The sequence below is a fragment of the Enterobacter sp. WP_7_1 genome (genome assembly GCF_003688535.1).
Lineage (GTDB): Bacteria > Pseudomonadota > Gammaproteobacteria > Enterobacterales > Enterobacteriaceae > Enterobacter > Enterobacter asburiae.
In genome coordinates this window covers 443,732-464,088 of record NZ_REFK01000002.1, presented here as the reverse complement: position 1 = coordinate 464,088, position 20,357 = coordinate 443,732, and the positions used below count along the sequence as shown (strand labels likewise).

Genomic DNA, 20,357 nt, shown 5'->3' with positions numbered 1-20,357 from the left:
CGCGGGCGTGATACCAGTCGAAAGCACAGGTTCTGCGAGACTGGCCGAAAAGAGGCGCTTTATTCCCTGAGTTAAATTTAAATGAGCGTTTTTTCAGCGTTTAACCGTTTTTTTTCACGGAGCCTCTATTTAATAAGTCTGTGGTGACAAATTCTGAGCGGTCACCATATGAATTGTAAATTGTTTGTACTAGCATAAACCAAATTATCAAATTCACGCGTTCGGACATCTTCCCTGACGGCATGGCGTCTCTGGATAAAGCGGTAATGAATAAACAATACCAGCGGGTTTTGGTTACCACCCCACATCCTTTAATACGACTTGTCTGTCTGGGCCTGGTCACCTTTATCTTTACCTTATTTTCGCTGGAACTCACCCGGTTCGGCACCCTGCTGGCCCCGCTCTGGTTCCCCACCGCGATTATGATGGTGGCGTTTTACCGCCATGCAGGAAAAATGTGGTCGGGAATCGCCCTGGCCTGTTCGTTCGGCAATATTCTGGCCACCTGGATGCTGTTTTCGTGGGGATCGATAAGCCTCACCTACACCTCAATTAACGTTGTTGAAGCTTTTACCGGTGCGTTGTTGTTGCGCAAATTGCTCCCGTGGTACAACCCGCTGCAGAATCTGAATGACTGGATCCGCGTGGCCATCGGCAGCGCAGTGATACCGCCGCTGGTGGGCGGCGTCCTGGTGTCTCTGCTGGCTCCCGGCCCTGAACCCCTGCGTAATTTCTTCGTCTGGGTGTTGTCCGAAGCCATTGGCGCACTGGCGGTGGTACCGTTGGGGCTGTTATTTAAACCGCATTATCTGCTGCGCCACCGTGACCCGAGACTGCTGCTGGAAACCCTGACCACGCTGGCCGTAACGCTGGCCCTCAGCTGGGCAGCCATCACCTGGCTGCCGTGGCCTTTTACCTGCGTTATCGTTTTGCTTATGTGGAGCGCCGTGCGCCTGCCACGGATGGAAGCGTTCATGGTGTTTCTGGTCACGGTGATGGTTGTGTCGCTGATGATTGCCCAAAACCCTGTGGCGCTGACAACCCAGCACGTCGGGCCGATGCTAAACGCCCCCTGGCTGCCGTTCCTGATGCTGCTCCTGCCTGCCAACGTGATGACCATGGTGATGTACGCCTTCCGCGCAGAGCGCAAGCACATCACCGAAAGCGAGGAGCGTTTCCGCAATGCGATGGAGTACTCCGCCATCGGTATGGCGCTGGTCAGCATTGAGGGCAAATGGCTGCAGGCTAACAAGGCGCTGTGCAATTTCCTCGGTTACAGCCAGACGGAGCTCCAGTCGCTGACCTTCCAGCAGCTCACCTGGCCGGAAGATCTGCACACCGACCTGGAACAGCTCGAACAGCTGGTCAACGGCGACATCAATACCTATACCCTCGAGAAGCGCTATTACACCCGCAACGGGGAAGTAGTCTGGGCGCTCCTTGCCGTCTCCGTCGTGCGCCATGCCGACGGCTCGCCGCTCTATTTTATCGCCCAGATTGAAGACATTAACGATCTGAAGCAGACCGAGTGGGTCAACAAACGCCTGATGGAGCGCATTACGCTGGCTAACGAAGCGGGCGGTATCGGCATCTGGGAGTGGGATCTGGAGCCAGACATTATCAGCTGGGACAAGCGGATGTTTGAGCTATATGAAATCCCGCCGCACATCAAGCCTACCTGGCAGCTCTGGCACGACACGATGCTGCCGGAAGATCGTGCCCACGCTGAGCAGGTGCTGCGGGACTCGCTGATTTCCCGCCTGCCGTTTAAGCTGGAATTCCGCATCCGCGTGAAGGAAGGCGTGCGCCATATTCGCTCCCTGGCGAATCGGGTGCTCAATAAGCAGGGTGAAGTCGAACGGCTGCTCGGGATCAATATGGATATGACCGAGGTGAAGCAGCTCAACGAGGCTCTTTTCCAGGAAAAAGAGCGTCTGCACATCACCCTCGACTCCATCGGTGAAGCGGTGCTGTGTACCGATATCAACATGAACGTCACCTTTATGAACCCGGTGGCCGAGAAAATGAGCGGCTGGCTGCAGACCGAGGCTATCGGCCAGCCGATCCTGAAGGTGTTGCACATCACCTTTGGTGAAAAAGGGCCGCTTATGGAGAATATTCACAGCGGCGATATGTCCCGTTCCGATATCGATCAGGACGTGGTGCTGAACTGCCGTACCGGCGGTAATTTTGATATTCACTACAGCATTACGCCGCTCAGCACGCTGGACGGGCAGAATATTGGCTCGGTTATCGTGATTCAGGACGTGACCGAGTCGCGCAAAATGCTGCGTCAGCTGAGCTATAGCGCCTCCCACGATGCCCTGACCCATCTGGCAAACCGGGTCAGCTTCGAAAATCATCTCAAGCGGCTCCTGCAGACCGTTCGCGAAACGCGCCAGCGTCATGCCCTGGTCTTTATCGATCTCGATCGCTTCAAAGCCGTCAACGATACGGCAGGCCATGCGGCGGGCGATGCCCTGCTGCGGGAACTCTCTTCTCTGATGTTGACCATGCTCCGCTCCAGCGACGTGCTGGCGCGTCTGGGCGGAGATGAATTCGGATTACTGCTGCCGGACTGCAATATTGAAAGCGCGCGCTATATCGCCGGGCGCCTGATCCACACGATCAATGACTATCACTTTATGTGGGAAGGCCGCCTGCACCGGATCGGCGCCAGCGCAGGCATCACGCTGATTGATGAAAATAACCATCAGGCGTCGGAGGTGATGTCGCAGGCGGATATAGCCTGTTATGCCTCGAAAAACAGCGGGCGCGGCATGGTGACGGTTTACGAACCCCAGCAGGAGCGGGATCACAACACGCGCAGCATGATGTCGCTTGATGAACAGTGGCACATGATTAAAGACAATCACCTGATGATGATCGCCCGCAGCGTCGCTTCCCCGCGCATTCCGGAAAGCAGTAATTTCTGGCTGCTGTCGTTACGCCTGTGGACCAGCCAGGGCGAAGTCCAGGAAGAGCATGCCTTCCGCTCGGGTCTGGCCGAGCCTGAGCTTTTGCACGCCCTCGACAGGCGCATTTTTAATGAGTTTTTCCGCGCCTCTGCCGCCCAGGTCGCCAGTAAAGGCATGGGAGTGGCGCTGCCGCTTTCTGAGGCCGGTTTAGCCAGCGTAACGCTGGTCGATGAACTTCTCGACCTGCTGGATAAAAGCCCGATGCCGGGCCGTCTCCTGCATCTGGTTATCTCTGCCGACGTGGTGTGCAGCCCGGACAAAAACCTGCAGCGGAGTCTGCAAAAGCTTCGCCAGGCGGGCTGCCGCGTGATCTTCAGCCAGGTGGGTCGCGACATGAACGTCTTCACCCACCTGACCGCCAATATGGCCGACTATCTGATGCTGGACGCAGAAGTGGTAAGCAACGTGTATGGCAATCTGATGGATGAGATGATGGTGACCATTGTTCAGGGCCACGCCCAGCGTCTGGGGATGAAAACCATCGCAGGCCCCTGCAATCAGCCCATCATGATGGATACGCTCTCCGGCATCGGAATTGATTTTATCTTTGGTGACACCATCGCCGAGCCGCAGCCGCTGGATCTACTGCTCAACACCAGCTATTTCGCCATCAACTGACGGCGTCCAGCCGTCGGTATACCAGATATGCAGCAGCGCGTAAGAGCGCCACGGCTGCCAGCGCTCGGCATAACGCCGAATCTGCGCGGGCGTCATCCCGGCAAAGCGTTGCTTAATCAGATAATCATCCGGCAGAAAGACATCTTTCGCCTGCCAGCCGCGCAGGGCCAGGTAGTTTGCCGTCCAGCGCCCTATCCCCGGCCGCTGCTGTAGCGCCTTCATCCCGGCCTCAATATTCGCGGGCGGGAAAAGCGGAAACGTCCCGTCGATGACCGACTGCGCCAGGTGAATTAACGACTCCGCGCGTTTTACGGGCATGCCCAACGCTTTCAGCGCCAGCGGGTCCGCTGCCGCCAGCGCGTCCGGCGTGGGGAAGCAGAGATAGCCCGGACAGTCCGCCACCGGTTCGCCGCACAGCGCCACCACGCGCGACGTCAGTTTCGCCGCCATCGCCACGCTCACCAGCTGCCCGAGGATCGCCCGTACGCCCTGCTCGTACGCGTCCATCGCCCCCGGCAAACGCAAGCCTGGCCGGGCAGCACCGAGATCGCCCAGCGTATCCGCGATATGCTGCGGGTTGCAGGCGAGATCGAACAGGCATTCGATGCGTTCAAGGCACGTCTGCGCAACCGGGATTAACCCCGGACTGAGCGTAACGGTCAGCGTATGGGTGGGGATATCCGGCGTGACGCGAAATATCCCCTGATGCCCTTCACAGGCAAAACTGCGCTCGTAGTAGTCGTGCGTGACGGTTTCAATGCCCGTCACCGCACGCGCGCCGAGAAAGCCAAACATCCACTGCCAGTCGTAAGGGGGTTGCCAGTTCAGGGTGTACATCGTTGCTCCTTTTTTGTTCTTATCAGCATAAACGGAAAGACCTTGTATTGCCTTGCTTTCATATTCCTGTTGTCGCCATGAAGACATTTCGTTAAAGTCTCGCCCCTTCTCACTGGCATGGGGATTTATCGTGTTTATTGGATTCGACTACGGTACGGCAAACTGCTCGGTTGCGATTATGCAAAACGGGCAGCCACAGCTCCTGAAAATGGAAAAAGAGAGCACGCTGCTGCCCTCAATGCTCTGCGCGCCGACGCGTGAAGCGGTAAGCGAATGGCTGTTCCGCCACCATCAGGTTCCGGCCACGGCGGCGGAGACCCAGGCGCTGCTGCGCCGGGCGGTCAGCTTTAACCGCGAGGAAGACATCGACGTTTCGCCGTCCAGCGTGCAGTTCGGCCTCTCTTCGCTCGGGCACTACATTGAAGATCCTGAAGAGGTTTACTTCGTTAAGTCGCCAAAATCCTTCCTCGGCGCCAGCGGGCTGAAGCCGCAGCAGGTGGCGATGTTCGAAGACCTGGTGTGCGCGATGATGCTGCATATTCGCAATCAGGCGCAAACGCAGGTCTCCGATGCGATTACCCAGGCGGTCATTGGCCGCCCTATCAACTTCCAGGGGCTGGGCGGCGACGAGGCTAACCAGCAGGCGCAGGGGATCCTTGAACGCGCGGCGCGTCGGGCAGGCTTCCGCGACGTGGTGTTCCAGTACGAGCCGGTTGCCGCGGGGCTGGACTTTGAAGCCACGCTGGAGGAAGAGAAGCGCGTATTAGTCGTGGATATCGGCGGTGGCACCACAGACTGCTCGCTGCTGCTGATGGGACCGCAGTGGCATAACCGTCGCGATCGTGAAAATAGCCTGCTCGGGCACAGCGGCTGCCGCGTCGGCGGTAACGATCTCGATATCGCGCTGGCATTCAAGAGCCTGATGCCGCTGCTCGGCATGGGCGGTCAGACGGAAAAAGGCATCGCCCTGCCGATCCTGCCGTGGTGGAACGCGATTGCCATCAACGACGTGCCTGCGCAAAGTGATTTTTACAGCACCGCGAACGGCCGCTTCCTTAACGATCTGGTGCGCGACGCGCAGGACGCCGAGAAGGTTGCCCTGCTGTATAAAGTGTGGCGTCAGCGCCTGAGCTACCGCGTGGTGCGCACTGCCGAAGAGAGCAAAATTGCCCTTTCCGACCGCGCTGAGCATGCGGTCTCCTTGCCGTTTATTAGCGACGATCTGGCCACCGCGATTTCGCAGGACGGGCTGGAGACGGCGCTTGCGCAGCCGCTGCAGCGTATTCTGGAGCAGGTGCAGCTGGCGCTGGAGAACGGCAAAGAGAAGCCGGACGTGATTTACCTGACCGGGGGTAGCGCCCGTTCGCCGCTGATCAAGAAAGCGCTGGCGGAACAGCTGCCGGGCATTCCGATTGCCGGTGGGGATGACTTTGGCTCCGTTACCGCTGGTCTGGCGCGCTGGGCGCAGGTGATGTTTAGCTAGCATTGTTGCGGTGCGGTCTGGTGCCCTCACCCCGGCCCTCTCCCGCAGGGAGAGGGAGAAAACACCAAAAACGGCAACGGATGTTGCCGTTTTGCGTTTACCTCCATTCAGACCATTCCTGACAGTCTTCCATATTTCCTCCATTTTTCCGCTGTGTTAGCTGACTAAACTAGTATCATTCCCCGAAGTCTTCAGGATGAGAACGTATAACGATGAAAGGCAGTAACAAATCCCGCTGGGCAATCGCCGCCGGCATCATTGTGGTGGTCCTTGCCGCCGCCTGGTACTGGCACAGTCAATCCGCGAACTCCGCCGCTCCCGCCGGTGTCAGCAGTCAGGCACAGCGCCCGGCAGGCGGAGGGCGTCACGGCATGCGCGGCGGCGCGCTGGCGCCGGTCCAGGCGGCGACGGCGGTGAATAAAGCCGTTCCTCGCTATCTTACCGGTCTCGGAACCATTACCGCCGCCAACACCGTGACGGTGCGCAGCCGCGTCGACGGCCAGCTTCAGGCCATTCACTTCCAGGAAGGTCAGCAGGTTAAAGCTGGCGATCTGCTGGCCGAAATAGACCCGAGCCAGTTTAAGGTCGCCCTCGCCCAGGCGCAGGGGCAGCTCGCGAAAGACAAAGCCACCCTCGCCAACGCCCGCCGCGATCTGGCCCGCTACCAGCAGCTGGTGAAAACCAACCTCGTGTCTCGTCAGGAACTGGATACCCAGCAGTCGCTGGTCAGCGAAACGCAGGGCACCATCAAAGCCGACGAGGCCGCCGTGGCCAGCGCACAGCTGCAGCTGGACTGGAGCCGCATCACCGCGCCGATTGACGGGCGCGTGGGCCTGAAGCAGGTCGATATCGGCAACCAGATCTCCAGCGGCGACACCACGGGCATCGTGGTCATCACCCAGACCCACCCGATTGATTTAGTCTTTACCCTGCCGGAAAGCGACATTGCGACCGTGGTGCAGGCGCAAAAAGCAGGTAAAGGTCTGGTGGTTGAAGCCTGGGACCGCAGCAACAAGCAGAAGCTGAGCGAAGGCTCCCTGCTCAGCCTGGATAACCAGATCGACACCACCACCGGCACCATCAAGCTGAAGGCGCGCTTTAACAACCAGGACGATGCCCTCTTCCCGAACCAGTTCGTCAACGCGCGCATGCTGGTCGCGACCGAAGAGAACGCGGTGGTGATCCCAACGGCTGCCCTGCAGATGGGCAACGAAGGTAACTTCGTCTGGGTACTTAACAGCGACAATAAGGTCAGCAAACACCTGGTGAAAACCGGTATCCAGGACAGCCAGACGGTGGTCATCGCCGCAGGCCTTTCCGCAGGCGACCGCGTGGTCACCGACGGCATTGACCGTCTGACCGAAGGGGCCAAAGTGGAAGTGGTTGAACCTGCGAAACAGGGAGAGAAATCCTGATGCAGGTGATGCCCCCAGGCTCTACAGGCGGGCCGTCACGCCTGTTTATCCTCCGTCCTGTCGCGACCACGCTGCTGATGGTGGCGATCCTGCTCGCCGGAATTATCGGCTACCGCTTCCTGCCCGTGTCGGCGCTGCCGGAGGTGGATTACCCAACGATTCAGGTTGTCACTCTCTATCCAGGCGCCAGCCCGGACGTGGTGACGTCCGCCATTACCGCCCCGCTGGAGCGCCAGTTCGGCCAGATGTCGGGGTTAAAACAGATGTCCTCCCAGAGTTCCGGCGGGGCATCCGTCGTGACGCTGCAGTTCCAGCTGACGCTGTCGCTGGACGTCGCCGAGCAGGAGGTGCAGGCCGCCATCAACGCCGCCACCAACCTGCTGCCGTCCGACCTGCCTAACCCGCCGGTTTACAGCAAGGTGAACCCGGCGGATCCGCCAATCATGACGCTTGCCGTCACCTCCTCCGCGATGCCGATGACCCAGGTCGAAGACATGGTCGAAACGCGCGTGGCGCAGAAAATTTCACAGGTCTCCGGCGTCGGCCTCGTCACGCTGGCAGGCGGCCAGCGCCCCGCCGTGCGCGTGAAGCTTAACGCGCAGGCGATTGCCGCGCTGGGCCTGACCAGCGAAACCATCCGTACCGCCATCAGCAGCGCCAACGTTAACTCGGCAAAAGGCTCGCTGGACGGTCCCACCCGCGCCGTGACGCTCTCTGCGAACGATCAGATGCAGTCCGCCGATGAATACCGTCAGCTGATTATTGCTTACCAGAACGGCGCCCCGGTGCGTCTGGGCGACGTGGCGACCGTGGAGCAAGGCGCGGAAAACAGCTGGCTCGGCGCCTGGGCCAACAGGCAGCAGGCGATCGTCATGAACGTGCAGCGTCAGCCGGGCGCTAACATCATCGAAACCGCCGACAGCATCCGCACCATGCTGCCGCAGCTGATCGAAAGCCTGCCGAAATCGGTCAGCGTGAAGGTGCTTTCCGACCGTACCACCAACATTCGCGCGTCGGTCACCGACACCCAGTTTGAGCTGATGCTGGCGATTGCGCTGGTGGTCATGATCATCTATCTGTTCCTGCGTAACGTCCCGGCCACCATTATTCCCGCCGTCGCCGTGCCGCTCTCGCTGGTCGGGACCTTTGCGGTGATGGTGTTCCTCGATTTTTCGATTAACAACCTGACGCTGATGGCGCTCACCATCGCCACCGGGTTCGTGGTGGATGACGCCATCGTCGTTATCGAGAACATTTCGCGCTATATCGAGAAAGGCGAAAAGCCGCTTGCGGCCGCGCTGAAGGGCGCGGGCGAAATCGGCTTTACCATTATCTCGCTGACCTTCTCGCTGATTGCGGTGCTGATCCCGCTGCTGTTTATGGGCGATATCGTCGGACGTCTGTTCCGCGAGTTTGCCGTGACGCTGGCGGTCGCCATTTTGATCTCCGCCGTGGTGTCGCTGACCCTGACGCCGATGATGTGCGCCCGCATGCTGAGCCACGAGTCCCTGCGCAAGCAAAACCGCTTCTCGCGCGCTTCCGAGCGGATGTTCGAGCGCATTATTGCCGCCTACGGCCGCGTGCTGGCGAAAGTTCTGAACCATCCGTGGGCCACGCTCGGCGTGGCGCTGGGAACCCTGGCGCTTAGCGTGATGCTGTGGATTTTCATTCCGAAAGGTTTCTTCCCCATCCAGGACAACGGCATTATTCAGGGCACGCTTCAGGCCCCGCAGTCGGTCTCCTTCGCGAACATGGCCCAGCGCCAGCAGCAGGTGTCTGAGATCGTCATGAAGGATCCGGCGGTAGAGAGCCTGACCTCCTACGTGGGCGTCGACGGCACCAACCCGTCGCTCAACAGCGCGCGTCTGCAGATCAACCTCAAGCCGCTGGATGAACGCGACGACCGCGTCAACGCCGTCATTGAGCGTCTGCAAAACGCCGTCGCGCGCGTGCCGGGCGTTGAGCTTTACCTGCAGCCGATTCAGGATTTGACCATTGATACCCAGGTCAGCCGCACGCAGTACCAGTTCACGCTGCAGGCCACCTCGCTGGACGCGCTCAGCACCTGGGTGCCGCAGCTGGTAAATAAGCTTAACACCCTGCCGCAGCTCGCCGACGTCAGCAGCGACTGGCAGGACAAAGGGCTGGCGGCGTACGTGAACGTCAACCGCGATACCGCCAGCCGTCTGGGCATCACCATGTCGGACGTGGACAACGCCCTGTACAACGCCTTCGGCCAGCGCCTGATCTCCACCATCTACACCCAGGCCAACCAGTATCGCGTGGTGCTGGAGCACAACACGGAGAACACGCCCGGCCTGGCGGGGCTGGACTCGGTGCGCCTGACCAGCAAAGACGGCGGCATTGTGCCGCTGAGCGCTATCGCCACGGTGGAAGAACGCTATACCCCGCTGTCGATTAACCATCTGGATCAGTTCCCGTCCACCACCATTTCCTTCAACGTGCCGGACAATTATTCTCTCGGCGAAGCGGTGGAGGCCATTCAGGCTGCTGAAAAAGAGCTCAGCTTCCCGTCCGATATTCAGACCCAGTTCCAGGGCAGCACGCTGGCGTTTCAGGCCGCGCTGGGTAACACCATCTGGCTGATCGTCGCGGCGGTCGTGGCAATGTACATCGTGCTCGGGGTGCTGTACGAAAGCTTTATCCACCCGATCACCATCCTCTCTACCCTGCCAACGGCGGGCGTGGGGGCGCTGCTGGCACTGATGCTGGCAGGCAGCGAGCTGGACGTCATTGCCATCATCGGCATTATCCTGCTTATCGGGATCGTGAAGAAAAACGCCATCATGATGATCGACTTCGCCCTGGCCGCCGAGCGCGAGCAGGGCATGTCGCCGCGCGATGCCATCTTCCAGGCCTGTCTGCTGCGTTTTCGTCCGATCCTGATGACCACGCTGGCCGCCCTGCTGGGCGCGCTGCCGCTGATGCTCAGCACCGGCGTCGGCGCGGAGCTGCGCCGTCCGCTGGGTATCGGCATGGTCGGCGGTCTGCTGGTGAGCCAGGTGCTAACGCTCTTCACCACGCCGGTGATCTACCTGCTGTTTGACCGCCTGGCGCTGTGGACCAAAAGCCGCTTCCCGAAACGTGAAGAGGAGGCATAAGTGAAGTTTTTCGCCCTCTTCATTTATCGCCCGGTGGCGACGATTTTAATCTCGCTCGCCATTACCCTCTGCGGCGTGCTGGGCTTCCGGCTGCTGCCGGTAGCGCCGCTGCCGCAGGTGGATTTCCCGGTGATCATGGTCAGCGCCTCGCTGCCGGGTGCGTCACCGGAGACCATGGCCTCGTCGGTTGCCACGCCGCTGGAGCGTTCCCTTGGGCGGATTGCGGGGGTCAACGAGATGACCTCCAGCAGCTCGCTCGGCAGCACGCGCATCATTCTGGAGTTCAGCTTCGACCGGGATATTAACGGTGCGGCGCGCGACGTGCAGGCGGCCATCAACGCCGCACAAAGCCTGCTGCCGAGCGGGATGCCGAGCCGTCCAACCTACCGCAAGGCCAACCCGTCCGATGCGCCGATCATGATCCTGACGCTGACCTCGGATACGTACTCGCAGGGGCAGCTTTACGACTTTGCGTCTACCCAGCTGGCGCAGACAATCTCACAAATTAACGGCGTCGGTGACGTGAGCGTTGGCGGAAGTTCCCTGCCCGCCGTGCGCGTGGGCCTAAACCCGCAGGCGCTGTTCAACCAGGGCGTGTCGCTGGATGACGTGCGCTCCGCCATCAGCACGGCTAACGTCCGCAAGCCGCAGGGGGCGATTGAGGACGGCAGCCACCGCTGGCAGATCCACACCAACGACGAGCTGAAAACCGCCGCGGAATATCAGCCGCTCATTATTCACTACAACAACGGCGCGGCGGTGCGCTTGAGCGACGTTGCCAGCGTCACCGACTCGGTGCAGGACGTTCGTAACGCCGGGATGACCAACGCTAAACCGGCCATTCTGCTGATGATCCGCAAGCTGCCGGAAGCGAACATTATTGAGACGGTGAACAGCATTCGCGCCCGTCTTCCGGACCTGCAGGAGACCATCCCGGCAGCAATCGATCTGCAAATTGCGCAGGATCGCTCCCCGACCATTCGCGCCTCGCTTGAAGAGGTGGAGCAAACGCTGATTATCTCCGTCGCGCTGGTGATCCTGGTGGTCTTCCTGTTCCTGCGATCCGGTCGCGCGACGCTTATTCCGGCGGTGGCCGTGCCGGTCTCGCTGATCGGTACCTTTGCCGCCATGTACCTGTGCGGGTTTAGCCTCAACAACCTGTCGCTGATGGCCCTGACGATTGCCACGGGCTTCGTGGTGGATGACGCCATCGTGGTGCTGGAAAACATTTCCCGCCACCTGGAAGCGGGCGTGAAGCCGCTGCAGGCTGCGCTGCAGGGCACGCGCGAGGTGGGCTTTACTGTGCTCTCCATGAGCCTGTCGCTGGTGGCGGTATTCCTGCCGCTGCTGCTGATGGGCGGGCTGCCGGGCCGGCTGCTGCGCGAGTTTGCCGTCACCCTCTCCGTCGCCATCGGGATTTCGCTGGTTATCTCCCTAACGCTGACGCCGATGATGTGCGGCTGGATGCTCAAGCGCAGCAAACCCCATTCGCAGCCGCGCCGCAAAGGCTTTGGCCGCCTCCTGATGGCGATGCAGGAAGGCTACGGCAAATCGCTGAAGTGGGTGCTGAACCATACCCGGCTGGTTGGCCTGGTGCTGATCGGCACCATCGTGCTCAACGTCTGGATGTACATCACCATCCCGAAAACCTTCTTCCCCGAGCAGGACACCGGCGTGCTGATGGGGGGAATTCAGGCGGACCAGAGCATTTCGTTCCAGGCGATGCGCGGCAAGCTGCAGGACTTTATGAAGATCATTCGTGAAGACAAAGCCGTGGATAACGTCACCGGCTTTACCGGCGGGTCACGCGTTAACAGCGGGATGATGTTTATTACCCTGAAACCGCGTGGCGAGCGCAACGAAACCGCCCAGCAGGTGATTGACCGCCTGCGGGTGAAGCTCGCCAAAGAGCCGGGGGCAAACCTGTTTTTGATGGCCGTTCAGGATATCCGCGTCGGCGGCCGTCAGGCGAACGCCAGCTATCAGTACACGTTGCTCTCGGACGATTTAGCCGCCCTGCGCGAGTGGGAGCCGAAGATCCGCAAGGCGCTGGCTGCCCTGCCGGAGCTGGCGGACGTCAACTCCGATCAGCAGGACAACGGCGCCGAGATGGCCCTGACCTATGACCGCGAAACCATGCCGCGTCTGGGCATTAACGTTGAAGCCGCCAACAGCCTGCTAAACAACGCCTTCGGCCAGCGCGAGATCTCCACCATCTACCAGCCGATGAACCAGTACAAGGTGGTGATGGAAGTTGACCCGCGCTACACCCAGGACATCAGCGCCCTGGACAAAATGTTTGTGATTAACAACGACGGCAAGGCGATTCCGCTCTCCTACTTTGCCAGCTGGCAGCCTGCCAACGCGCCGCTGTCGGTGAACCATCAGGGCCTTTCGGCGGCGTCGACCATCTCCTTTAACCTGCCCGCCGGTTCGTCACTTTCTGAGGCCAGCGATGCAATCAACCGCGCGATGACGCAGCTCGGCGTGCCGTCCACCGTGCGCGGCAGCTTTGCCGGGACGGCGCAGGTGTTCCAGGAGACGATGAACTCGCAGGTGATTTTGATTCTGGCCGCCATCGCCACGGTTTATATTGTGCTGGGCGTGCTGTACGAGAGCTACGTTCACCCGCTGACCATTCTCTCGACGCTGCCGTCGGCGGGCGTGGGGGCGCTGCTGGCGCTGGAGCTGTTCGGCGCGCCGTTCAGCCTGATCGCGCTCATCGGGATCATGCTATTGATCGGCATTGTGAAGAAAAACGCGATCATGATGGTCGATTTCGCCCTGGACGCCCAGCGCAACGGCAATCTGTCGCCGGAAGAGGCGATCTTCCAGGCCTGCCTGCTGCGTTTTCGTCCGATCATGATGACCACCCTGGCGGCGCTGTTTGGCGCGCTGCCTCTGGTTATCTCGGGCGGAGACGGCTCAGAGCTGCGCCAGCCGCTGGGGATCACCATTGTCGGCGGCCTGGTCATGAGCCAGCTGCTGACGCTATACACCACGCCGGTGGTCTATCTGTTCTTCGACCGCCTGCGGCTGCGCTTCTCGCGTAAAAACAGAACCACGGTGACCGAGTAAATGACCGATCTCCCCGCTAACGTTCGCTGGCAGTTATGGATAGTCGCTTTCGGCTTCTTTATGCAGTCGCTGGATACGACCATCGTCAACACCGCTCTCCCCTCCATGGCGAAAAGCCTGGGGGAAAGCCCGCTGCATATGCATATGGTGATTGTCTCCTACGTGCTGACGGTAGCAGTCATGCTGCCTGCCAGCGGCTGGCTGGCGGACAAAGTGGGCGTGCGGAATATCTTTTTTACCGCCATCGTGCTGTTTACCACCGGCTCGCTGTTTTGCGCCCAGGCCAACACCCTCGACCAGCTGGTGATGGCGCGGGTGCTGCAGGGCGTCGGCGGGGCGATGATGGTTCCCGTCGGGCGGCTAACGGTGATGAAGATTGTGCCGCGCGAGCAGTATATGGCGGCGATGACCTTTGTGACCCTGCCCGGCCAGGTAGGGCCGCTGCTGGGCCCGGCGCTCGGCGGTATTCTGGTGGAGTACGCCTCCTGGCACTGGATCTTCTTAATCAACCTCCCGGTTGGCATCATCGGCGCCATCGCCACCCTGACGCTGATGCCGAACTATAAAATGCAGACGCGGCGCTTTGATTTCTTCGGCTTTATCCTGCTGGCGGCGGGCATGGCCACGCTTACCCTGGCGCTCGACGGGCAAAAAGGGCTGGGGATTTCGCCCCTGACGCTCGGGCTCCTGATCGCGCTCGGCGTTACCGCCATACTGTGGTATCTGCGGCATGCCAGAGGTAACGATAAGGCGCTGTTCAGCCTGAACCTGTTTAAAAACCCTACCTACCGCCTTGGCCTGTTCGGCAGCCTCGCCGGGCGCGTCGGCAGCGGCATGCTGCCGTTTATGACGCCCGTTTTCCTGCAAATCGGAATGGGATTTTCTCCGTTCCACGCGGGCCTGATGATGATCCCGATGGTGCTCGGCAGCATGGGAATGAAGCGCATCGTGGTGCAGGTGGTGAACCGGTTTGGCTACCGTCACGTGCTGGTGACCGCCACGCTGGGGTTGGCGCTGGTGAGCCTGCTGTTTATGGCCGTGGCGCTGATGGGCTGGTACTACGTTCTGCCGCTGGTGCTGTTCTGCCAGGGGATCGTCAACTCCATGCGCTTCTCGTCGATGAATACCCTGACGCTGAAGGATCTGCCGGACGATCTGGCGAGCAGCGGCAACAGCCTGCTGTCGATGATCATGCAGCTCTCAATGAGCGTCGGGGTGACCATCGCGGGTTTACTGCTCGGCATGTACGGCCAGCACCATCTCAGCGTCGACACGCCGGTGGCGCATCAGGTCTTTTTGTATACCTATCTCAGCATGGCGGTCATCATCGCCCTGCCCGCTTTCATCTTCGCCAGAGTGCCGGATGATACCAGCAAGAACGTCGTGATTAGGCGCGGCAAAAGGAGTGGTTCATGAAATTCTGGCGTCCGGGCATTACCGGCAAGCTCTTTGTGGCGATCTTTGCCACCTGTATCGTCCTGCTGATCACCATGCACTGGGCGGTGCGGATCAGCTTTGAGCGCGGTTTTATTGATTACATCAAGCATGGCAATGAACAGCGTTTACAGGGCTTAAGCGATGCGCTGAGTGAACAGTACGCCCAGCACGGCAACTGGCGTTTTCTGCGCAATAACGACCGCTTTATTTTCCAGATCCTGCGCTCGCTGGAGCACGATACCGGTGACGATCGCCCGGGGCCGGGCATGCCGCCGCACGGCTGGCGCACCCAGTTCTGGGTGATTGACCAGGACATGCGCACGCTGGTGGGTCCGCGCGCGCCGATACCACCGGACGGCACCCGTCGTGCAATCAAAGTCAATAATGCGACAGTCGGCTGGGTTATCGCCTCTCCGGTGGAGCGCCTGACGCGCAATACCGACATCAACTTTGACCGCCAGCAGCGTCGGACAAGCTGGCTGATTGTCGCCCTCTCCACCCTGCTCGCCGCGCTCGCCACCTTCCCGCTGGCGCGCGGCCTGCTCGCCCCGGTGAAACGGCTGGTGGAAGGCACGCACAAGCTGGCCGCCGGGGATTTCACCACCCGAGTCGATACCCGCAGCCAGGACGAACTGGGCAAGCTGGCGCAGGATTTTAACCAGCTCGCCAGCACTCTGGAGAAGAACCAGCAGATGCGCCGCGACTTTATGGCCGATATTTCCCACGAGCTGCGCACGCCGCTGGCGGTGCTGCGCGGCGAGCTGGAGGCCATTCAGGACGGCGTGCGCCAGTTTACGCCCGAATCGGTGGCCTCTCTGCAGGCGGAGGTGGGTACGCTCACCAAGCTGGTGGACGATCTCCACCAGCTCTCCATGTCCGACGAAGGCGCGCTGGCCTACCAGAAAGCGCCGGTGGACGTGATTAACATTCTGGAAGTGATCAGCGGCGCATTCCGCGAGCGCTTTGCCAGCCGCAACCTGAAAATCGACCTCTCCCTGCCGGACAGCGCAGTGGTGTTCGGCGACAAGGACCGGCTGATGCAGCTGTTCAATAACCTGCTGGAAAACAGCCTGCGCTACACCGACAGCGGCGGCGGGCTGCACATCTCCGGCAGGCAGGAAAACGGGCGCTTTGCCCTCACCTTCGCGGATTCCGCCCCCGGCGTGCAGGACGCGCAGCTGGAAAAACTGTTTGAACGTTTTTACCGTACCGAAGGCTCCCGCAACCGTGCCAGCGGCGGTTCCGGCCTGGGGCTGGCGATTTGCGTTAACATCGTCGAGGCGCATAATGGCACGATCCGCGCCGCCCATTCGCCTTTTGGCGGGGTTAGCATTACAGTAGAGTTACCTCTGGAACGGGATTTATCGAGAGAAGTATGACCGAGTTACCGATTGACGAAAACACGCCGCGCATTTTGATCGTGGAAGACGAACCCAAGCTTGGGCAGCTGCTGATCGACTATTTACGCGCGGCCAGCTACGCCCCGTCGCTGATCAGTCACGGCGATAAAGTGCTGGCATACGTGCGCCAGACCCCACCGGATCTGATCCTGCTTGATTTAATGCTGCCTGGCGTTGACGGACTGACCCTGTGCCGGGAAATTCGTCGCTTCTCCGACGTGCCGATCGTCATGGTCACCGCCAAAATTGAAGAGATCGACCGCCTGCTGGGGCTCGAAATTGGCGCAGACGATTACATCTGCAAACCCTACAGCCCGCGTGAAGTGGTCGCCCGCGTGAAAACCATTCTGCGCCGCTGCAGGCCGCAGCGCGAGCTTCAGGTGCTGGACGCCGAAAGCCCGCTGATTGTGGACGAAAGCCGCTTCCAGGCGAGCTGGCGCAGCAAGCTGCTGGACCTGACGCCTGCGGAGTTCCGCCTGCTGAAAACCCTCTCCCACGAGCCGGGAAAAGTCTTTTCCCGCGAACAGCTTCTGAACCACCTGTATGACGATTACCGCGTCGTGACCGACCGCACCATCGACAGCCATATTAAAAACCTGCGTCGCAAGCTGGAGGCGCTGGACGCCGAGCAGTCGTTTATCCGCGCGGTGTATGGCGTGGGGTATCGCTGGGAAGCGGATGCGTGCAGGATTGCGTAAATAAACACCCCCTCACCCTGCCCTCTCCCCAAAGGGGAGAGGGTGTTTGAGTCCCCTCGCCCCTTTGGGGAGAGGGTTAGGGTGAGGGGCAAAGCTTTACCTCCCTGCCCCGCAGCGCTACAATGCCCGCCCTTAAAGTGGGGGATCTCCCCTTACCGCTGCACCTGGTGCACGCGGATCTGACCTGTCATCAGAACGAGAACAAACATGTTTAAACCGGAACTCCTTTCCCCGGCGGGAACGCTGCAAAATATGCGTTACGCTTTCGCCTATGGTGCCGACGCCGTTTATGCGGGCCAGCCGCGCTACTCGCTGCGCGTGCGTAACAACGAATTCAACCACGAGAACCTGCAGCTCGGCATCAACGAAGCGCATGCCCTGGGCAAAAAATTCTACGTGGTCGTGAACATCGCGCCGCACAACGCCAAGCTGAAAACGTTTATCCGCGACCTGAAGCCGGTGGTGGATATGGGGCCGGACGCGCTGATCATGTCGGACCCGGGTTTAATCATGCTGGTTCGGGAGAACTTCCCGGAGATGGATATTCACCTCTCCGTACAGGCTAACGCCGTCAACTGGGCGACGGTGAAGTTCTGGAAGCAGATGGGGCTGACCCGCGTCATCCTGTCCCGCGAGCTTTCGCTGGAAGAGATCGAAGAGATCCGTACCCAGGTGCCGGATATGGAAATCGAAATCTTCGTTCACGGCGCGCTGTGCATGGCCTACTCCGGCCGCTGCCTGCTCTCCGGCTATATCAACAAGCGCGACCCGAACCAGGGCACCTGCACCAACGCCTGCCGCTGGGAATATAACGTCCAGGAAGGCAAAGAGGATGACGTCGGTAATATCGTGCACAAGCACGAGCCGATCCCGGTGACCAACGTCGAGCCTACGCTGGGCATCGGCGCGCCAACCGACAGCGTGTTTATGATTGAAGAAGCCAAACGTCCGGGTGAGTATATGACCGCCTTTGAGGACGAGCACGGCACCTACATCATGAACTCGAAAGATCTGCGCGCCATCGCCCACGTTGAGCGTCTGACCCAGATGGGCGTGCACTCTCTGAAGATCGAAGGCCGCACCAAATCCTATTACTACTGCGCACGTACCGCGCAGGTGTACCGCAAAGCCATCGACGATGCAGCGGCCGGTAAACCGTTCGATACCAGCCTGCTGGAAACCCTGGAAGGCCTGGCGCACCGCGGCTACACCGAGGGCTTCCTGCGTCGTCATACTCACGATGACTACCAGAACTACGAGCACGGCTACTCCGTTTCCGAGCGCCAGCAGTTTGTCGGCGACTTCACCGGCGAGCGCAAAGGCGCGCTGGCGGCCGTCGCGGTGAAAAACAAATTCACCAAAGGCGACAGCCTGGAGCTGATGACCCCGCAGGGCAACATGAACTTCACGCTGGAGCATCTGGAAAACGGCAAAGGCGAAGCGATTGACGTGGCGCCGGGTGACGGGCACACCGTCTGGCTGCCGGTTCCGGAAGAGGTGGAGCTGAAGTTCGCGCTGCTGATGCGTAACTTCAACGGTGAAAGCACCCGAAACCCACACGGCAAATAGTTAAGCAGGGAAATTTTTTCGCGCTGGGATAATTCTTAGAATCGGATCACATACCGCTTCGTTCAATACGGGTATTATCCCCCCGCTGAAAAACATAACCCATAAATGCTAGCTGTACCAGGAACCACCTCCTTAGCCTGCGTAATCTCCCTTACGCGGGCTTATTTTTTGCCTTCTCTCTCCTCAACCCAGGCAATCAGTTCGTCGATTTGCCCCTCAGAGAAGACGGCTATCCCATGCTCTGCGAGCAACGATGCAGCAACACCCCTCCCCGCTTTATGGATCCCGCGAAAAGATCCGTCATAAATAAACTGACTGCCGCACGTTGGGCTGCCATCGGTTAATAGTGCTGCGCTACACCCCGACTCCTGAGCAGCGCGTAGCGCGAGCCAGGCTGCAAGCTGATACTGCTCAGTCACATCCTGACCTGTATTTTCACTAATTCTGGCTTGCCCGCGCATTACGTCTTTGCCATCAGCGGACATAATCTCTGCCGGAGGACGAGGTACAGGCAGCCCGGCCGCAAGTTCAGGGCAGTGGATAACCAGACGCTGTTCCTGCTGCCAGCGCTTGAGCTGCTCGTTCATTCGCGCTTTTTCACTTCCGTTATAACGAACCTTAAAGCCCATCAGGCAAGCGCTTACCAAAATTTTATTCATCATCACTTTCCTGTGATTACATTAACGTCATCGCTGAAGTGTAACGCGCTTTCGTGCCTATTTTGTTCCTTTCATCCTGTTCTTACCCGCTTTTTTCCTCTCTGCTATACACTCTTACTAACGCTAAAAAAGGGAGCAGCGCGGATGGCAACCTATTCAGACAGTTTATTGATTCTCAATGGCAAAAGCGCAGGCAACGATCTGTTGCGTCAGGCAATTCAGGGTTTGCGTGAAGATGGCGCGCGCATTCACGTCAGGGTGACGTGGGAAAAAGGCGACGCGGCACGCTATATCAATGAAGCCCTCGGGCTTGGCGTCAACACCATCATTTCCGGCGGCGGCGATGGCACCATCAATGAGATTGCGTCAGCGCTTATCGACCTGCCCCCGGCAAACCGGCCGGTGATGGGCATTTTACCGCTCGGCACCGCCAATGATTTTGCCACCAGCGCCGGGATCCCGGAAGAGCTGGAGAAGGCGCTCCAGCTGGCGATCCTTGGCAAGGCCACCGCTGTGGATATTGCGCAGGTGAATGATAAAACCTGTTTTATCAATATGGCGACCGGCGGGTTTGGCACGCGCATCACCAGCGAAACGCCGGAAAAGCTGAAGGCGGCTCTGGGCGGCGTGTCGTACCTGATCCACGGTCTGATGCGCATGGACACCCTCAAGCCTGACCGCTGCGAAATTCGCGGCGAGGATTTTAAGTGGCAGGGAGACGCGCTGGTGATTGGCATCGGCAACGGGCGTCAGGCGGGCGGCGGACAGCAGCTGTGCCCGGAGGCGCTGATTAATGACGGTCAGCTCCAGCTGCGTATTTTCACGGGCGACGGCCTGCTGCCCGCGCTGTTTACCACGCTGACGCAGCCGGAAGAGAGTCCAAATATCATCGCCGGGAAGTCGGCGTGGTTTGAAGTGAATGCTCCGCACGGTATGACCTTTAACCTCGACGGAGAGCCGCTGAGCGGGACGCAGTTCCGCATTGAGGTGTTGCCCGGCGCGCTGCAGTGTCGGCTGCCGCCGGACTGCGTGCTTTTGCGCTGATGTTTCGCACGGTGCGCGA

12 protein-coding genes are annotated in these 20,357 nt (G+C 59.9%); 10 read left to right on the top strand and 2 right to left on the bottom strand.

The genetic code is table 11. The annotated features are described in order from the left end of the window. The first annotated feature begins 266 nt into the window (after nucleotides 1-266). Nucleotides 267-3,596: a diguanylate cyclase gene (locus tag BJ885_RS11470; protein WP_121931974.1), complete on the top strand. Its 3,330-nt coding sequence runs from the start codon at nucleotides 267-269 to the stop codon at nucleotides 3,594-3,596. Here the strand turns inward: BJ885_RS11470 and alkA are convergent. Then, nucleotides 3,561-4,433: a DNA-3-methyladenine glycosylase 2 gene (gene alkA, locus BJ885_RS11465; protein WP_121931973.1), complete on the bottom strand. Its 873-nt coding sequence runs from the start codon at nucleotides 4,431-4,433 to the stop codon at nucleotides 3,561-3,563. The genes BJ885_RS11470 and alkA overlap by 36 nt on opposite strands. 130 nt (nucleotides 4,434-4,563) lie before the next feature. Between alkA and yegD the strand changes: the two genes are divergently transcribed. The 8 genes from yegD (at nucleotide 4,564) to yegQ (ending at nucleotide 18,635) form a co-directional block, all read left to right on the top strand. Continuing rightward, nucleotides 4,564-5,916, top strand: a complete 1,353-nt coding sequence (gene yegD / locus BJ885_RS11460) for a molecular chaperone (protein ID WP_121931972.1) — start codon at nucleotides 4,564-4,566, stop codon at nucleotides 5,914-5,916. A gap of 212 nt (nucleotides 5,917-6,128) precedes the next feature. Continuing rightward, nucleotides 6,129-7,331, top strand: coding sequence for an MdtA/MuxA family multidrug efflux RND transporter periplasmic adaptor subunit (locus BJ885_RS11455; RefSeq protein ID WP_121931971.1), 1,203 nt, complete (start codon nucleotides 6,129-6,131; stop codon nucleotides 7,329-7,331). Continuing rightward, complete coding sequence (locus BJ885_RS11450) at nucleotides 7,331-10,453, top strand: MdtB/MuxB family multidrug efflux RND transporter permease subunit (protein WP_121931970.1); 3,123 nt, start codon at nucleotides 7,331-7,333, stop codon at nucleotides 10,451-10,453. The genes BJ885_RS11455 and BJ885_RS11450 overlap by 1 nt, the downstream gene beginning before the upstream one ends. Further along, on the top strand, nucleotides 10,454-13,531 hold the full coding sequence (mdtC, locus tag BJ885_RS11445; protein WP_121931969.1) for a multidrug efflux RND transporter permease subunit MdtC: 3,078 nt from the start codon (nucleotides 10,454-10,456) through the stop codon (nucleotides 13,529-13,531). Next, complete coding sequence (locus tag BJ885_RS11440) at nucleotides 13,532-14,947, top strand: MFS transporter (protein ID WP_121931968.1); 1,416 nt, start codon at nucleotides 13,532-13,534, stop codon at nucleotides 14,945-14,947. Beyond that, nucleotides 14,944-16,347 carry a two-component system sensor histidine kinase BaeS gene (gene baeS / locus BJ885_RS11435; protein ID WP_023312417.1) on the top strand — a complete coding sequence of 468 codons (1,404 nt, stop codon included), beginning with the start codon at nucleotides 14,944-14,946 and terminating at the stop codon, nucleotides 16,345-16,347. The genes BJ885_RS11440 and baeS overlap by 4 nt, the downstream gene beginning before the upstream one ends. Next, the gene (gene baeR / locus BJ885_RS11430) at nucleotides 16,344-17,066 is read left to right on the top strand and encodes a two-component system response regulator BaeR (RefSeq protein WP_029741119.1); all 723 of its coding nucleotides are present in this window, start codon (nucleotides 16,344-16,346) and stop codon (nucleotides 17,064-17,066) included. Before baeS ends, baeR begins: the two co-directional genes overlap by 4 nt. 207 nt (nucleotides 17,067-17,273) lie before the next feature. Further along, entirely contained in the window at nucleotides 17,274-18,635 is a 1,362-nt protein-coding gene (gene yegQ / locus BJ885_RS11425; protein ID WP_023312421.1) for a tRNA 5-hydroxyuridine modification protein YegQ, read from the top strand. A gap of 161 nt (nucleotides 18,636-18,796) precedes the next feature. Here the strand turns inward: yegQ and BJ885_RS11420 are convergent, their stop codons facing one another. Further along, entirely contained in the window at nucleotides 18,797-19,297 is a 501-nt protein-coding gene (locus BJ885_RS11420) for a DUF523 domain-containing protein (protein ID WP_047647317.1), read from the bottom strand. A 141-nt stretch (nucleotides 19,298-19,438) separates the two neighbouring features. Between BJ885_RS11420 and yegS the strand changes: the two genes are divergently transcribed. Then, nucleotides 19,439-20,338: a lipid kinase YegS gene (gene yegS, locus BJ885_RS11415; protein ID WP_121931967.1), complete on the top strand. Its 900-nt coding sequence runs from the start codon at nucleotides 19,439-19,441 to the stop codon at nucleotides 20,336-20,338. Nucleotides 20,339-20,357: the final 19 nt, after the last annotated feature.

Coding starts and splice junctions, on each gene's coding strand:
- alkA (WP_121931973.1), bottom strand. CDS start 4,433: ATGTACACCCTGAACTGGCAACCCCCTTACGACTGGCAGTGGATGTTT.
- baeS (WP_023312417.1), top strand. CDS start 14,944: ATGAAATTCTGGCGTCCGGGCATTACCGGCAAGCTCTTTGTGGCGATC.
- baeR (WP_029741119.1), top strand. CDS start 16,344: ATGACCGAGTTACCGATTGACGAAAACACGCCGCGCATTTTGATCGTG.
- BJ885_RS11470 (WP_121931974.1), top strand. CDS start 267: ATGAATAAACAATACCAGCGGGTTTTGGTTACCACCCCACATCCTTTA.
- BJ885_RS11455 (WP_121931971.1), top strand. CDS start 6,129: ATGAAAGGCAGTAACAAATCCCGCTGGGCAATCGCCGCCGGCATCATT.
- yegS (WP_121931967.1), top strand. CDS start 19,439: ATGGCAACCTATTCAGACAGTTTATTGATTCTCAATGGCAAAAGCGCA.
- BJ885_RS11420 (WP_047647317.1), bottom strand. CDS start 19,297: ATGATGAATAAAATTTTGGTAAGCGCTTGCCTGATGGGCTTTAAGGTT.
- BJ885_RS11450 (WP_121931970.1), top strand. CDS start 7,331: ATGCAGGTGATGCCCCCAGGCTCTACAGGCGGGCCGTCACGCCTGTTT.
- yegQ (WP_023312421.1), top strand. CDS start 17,274: ATGTTTAAACCGGAACTCCTTTCCCCGGCGGGAACGCTGCAAAATATG.
- BJ885_RS11440 (WP_121931968.1), top strand. CDS start 13,532: ATGACCGATCTCCCCGCTAACGTTCGCTGGCAGTTATGGATAGTCGCT.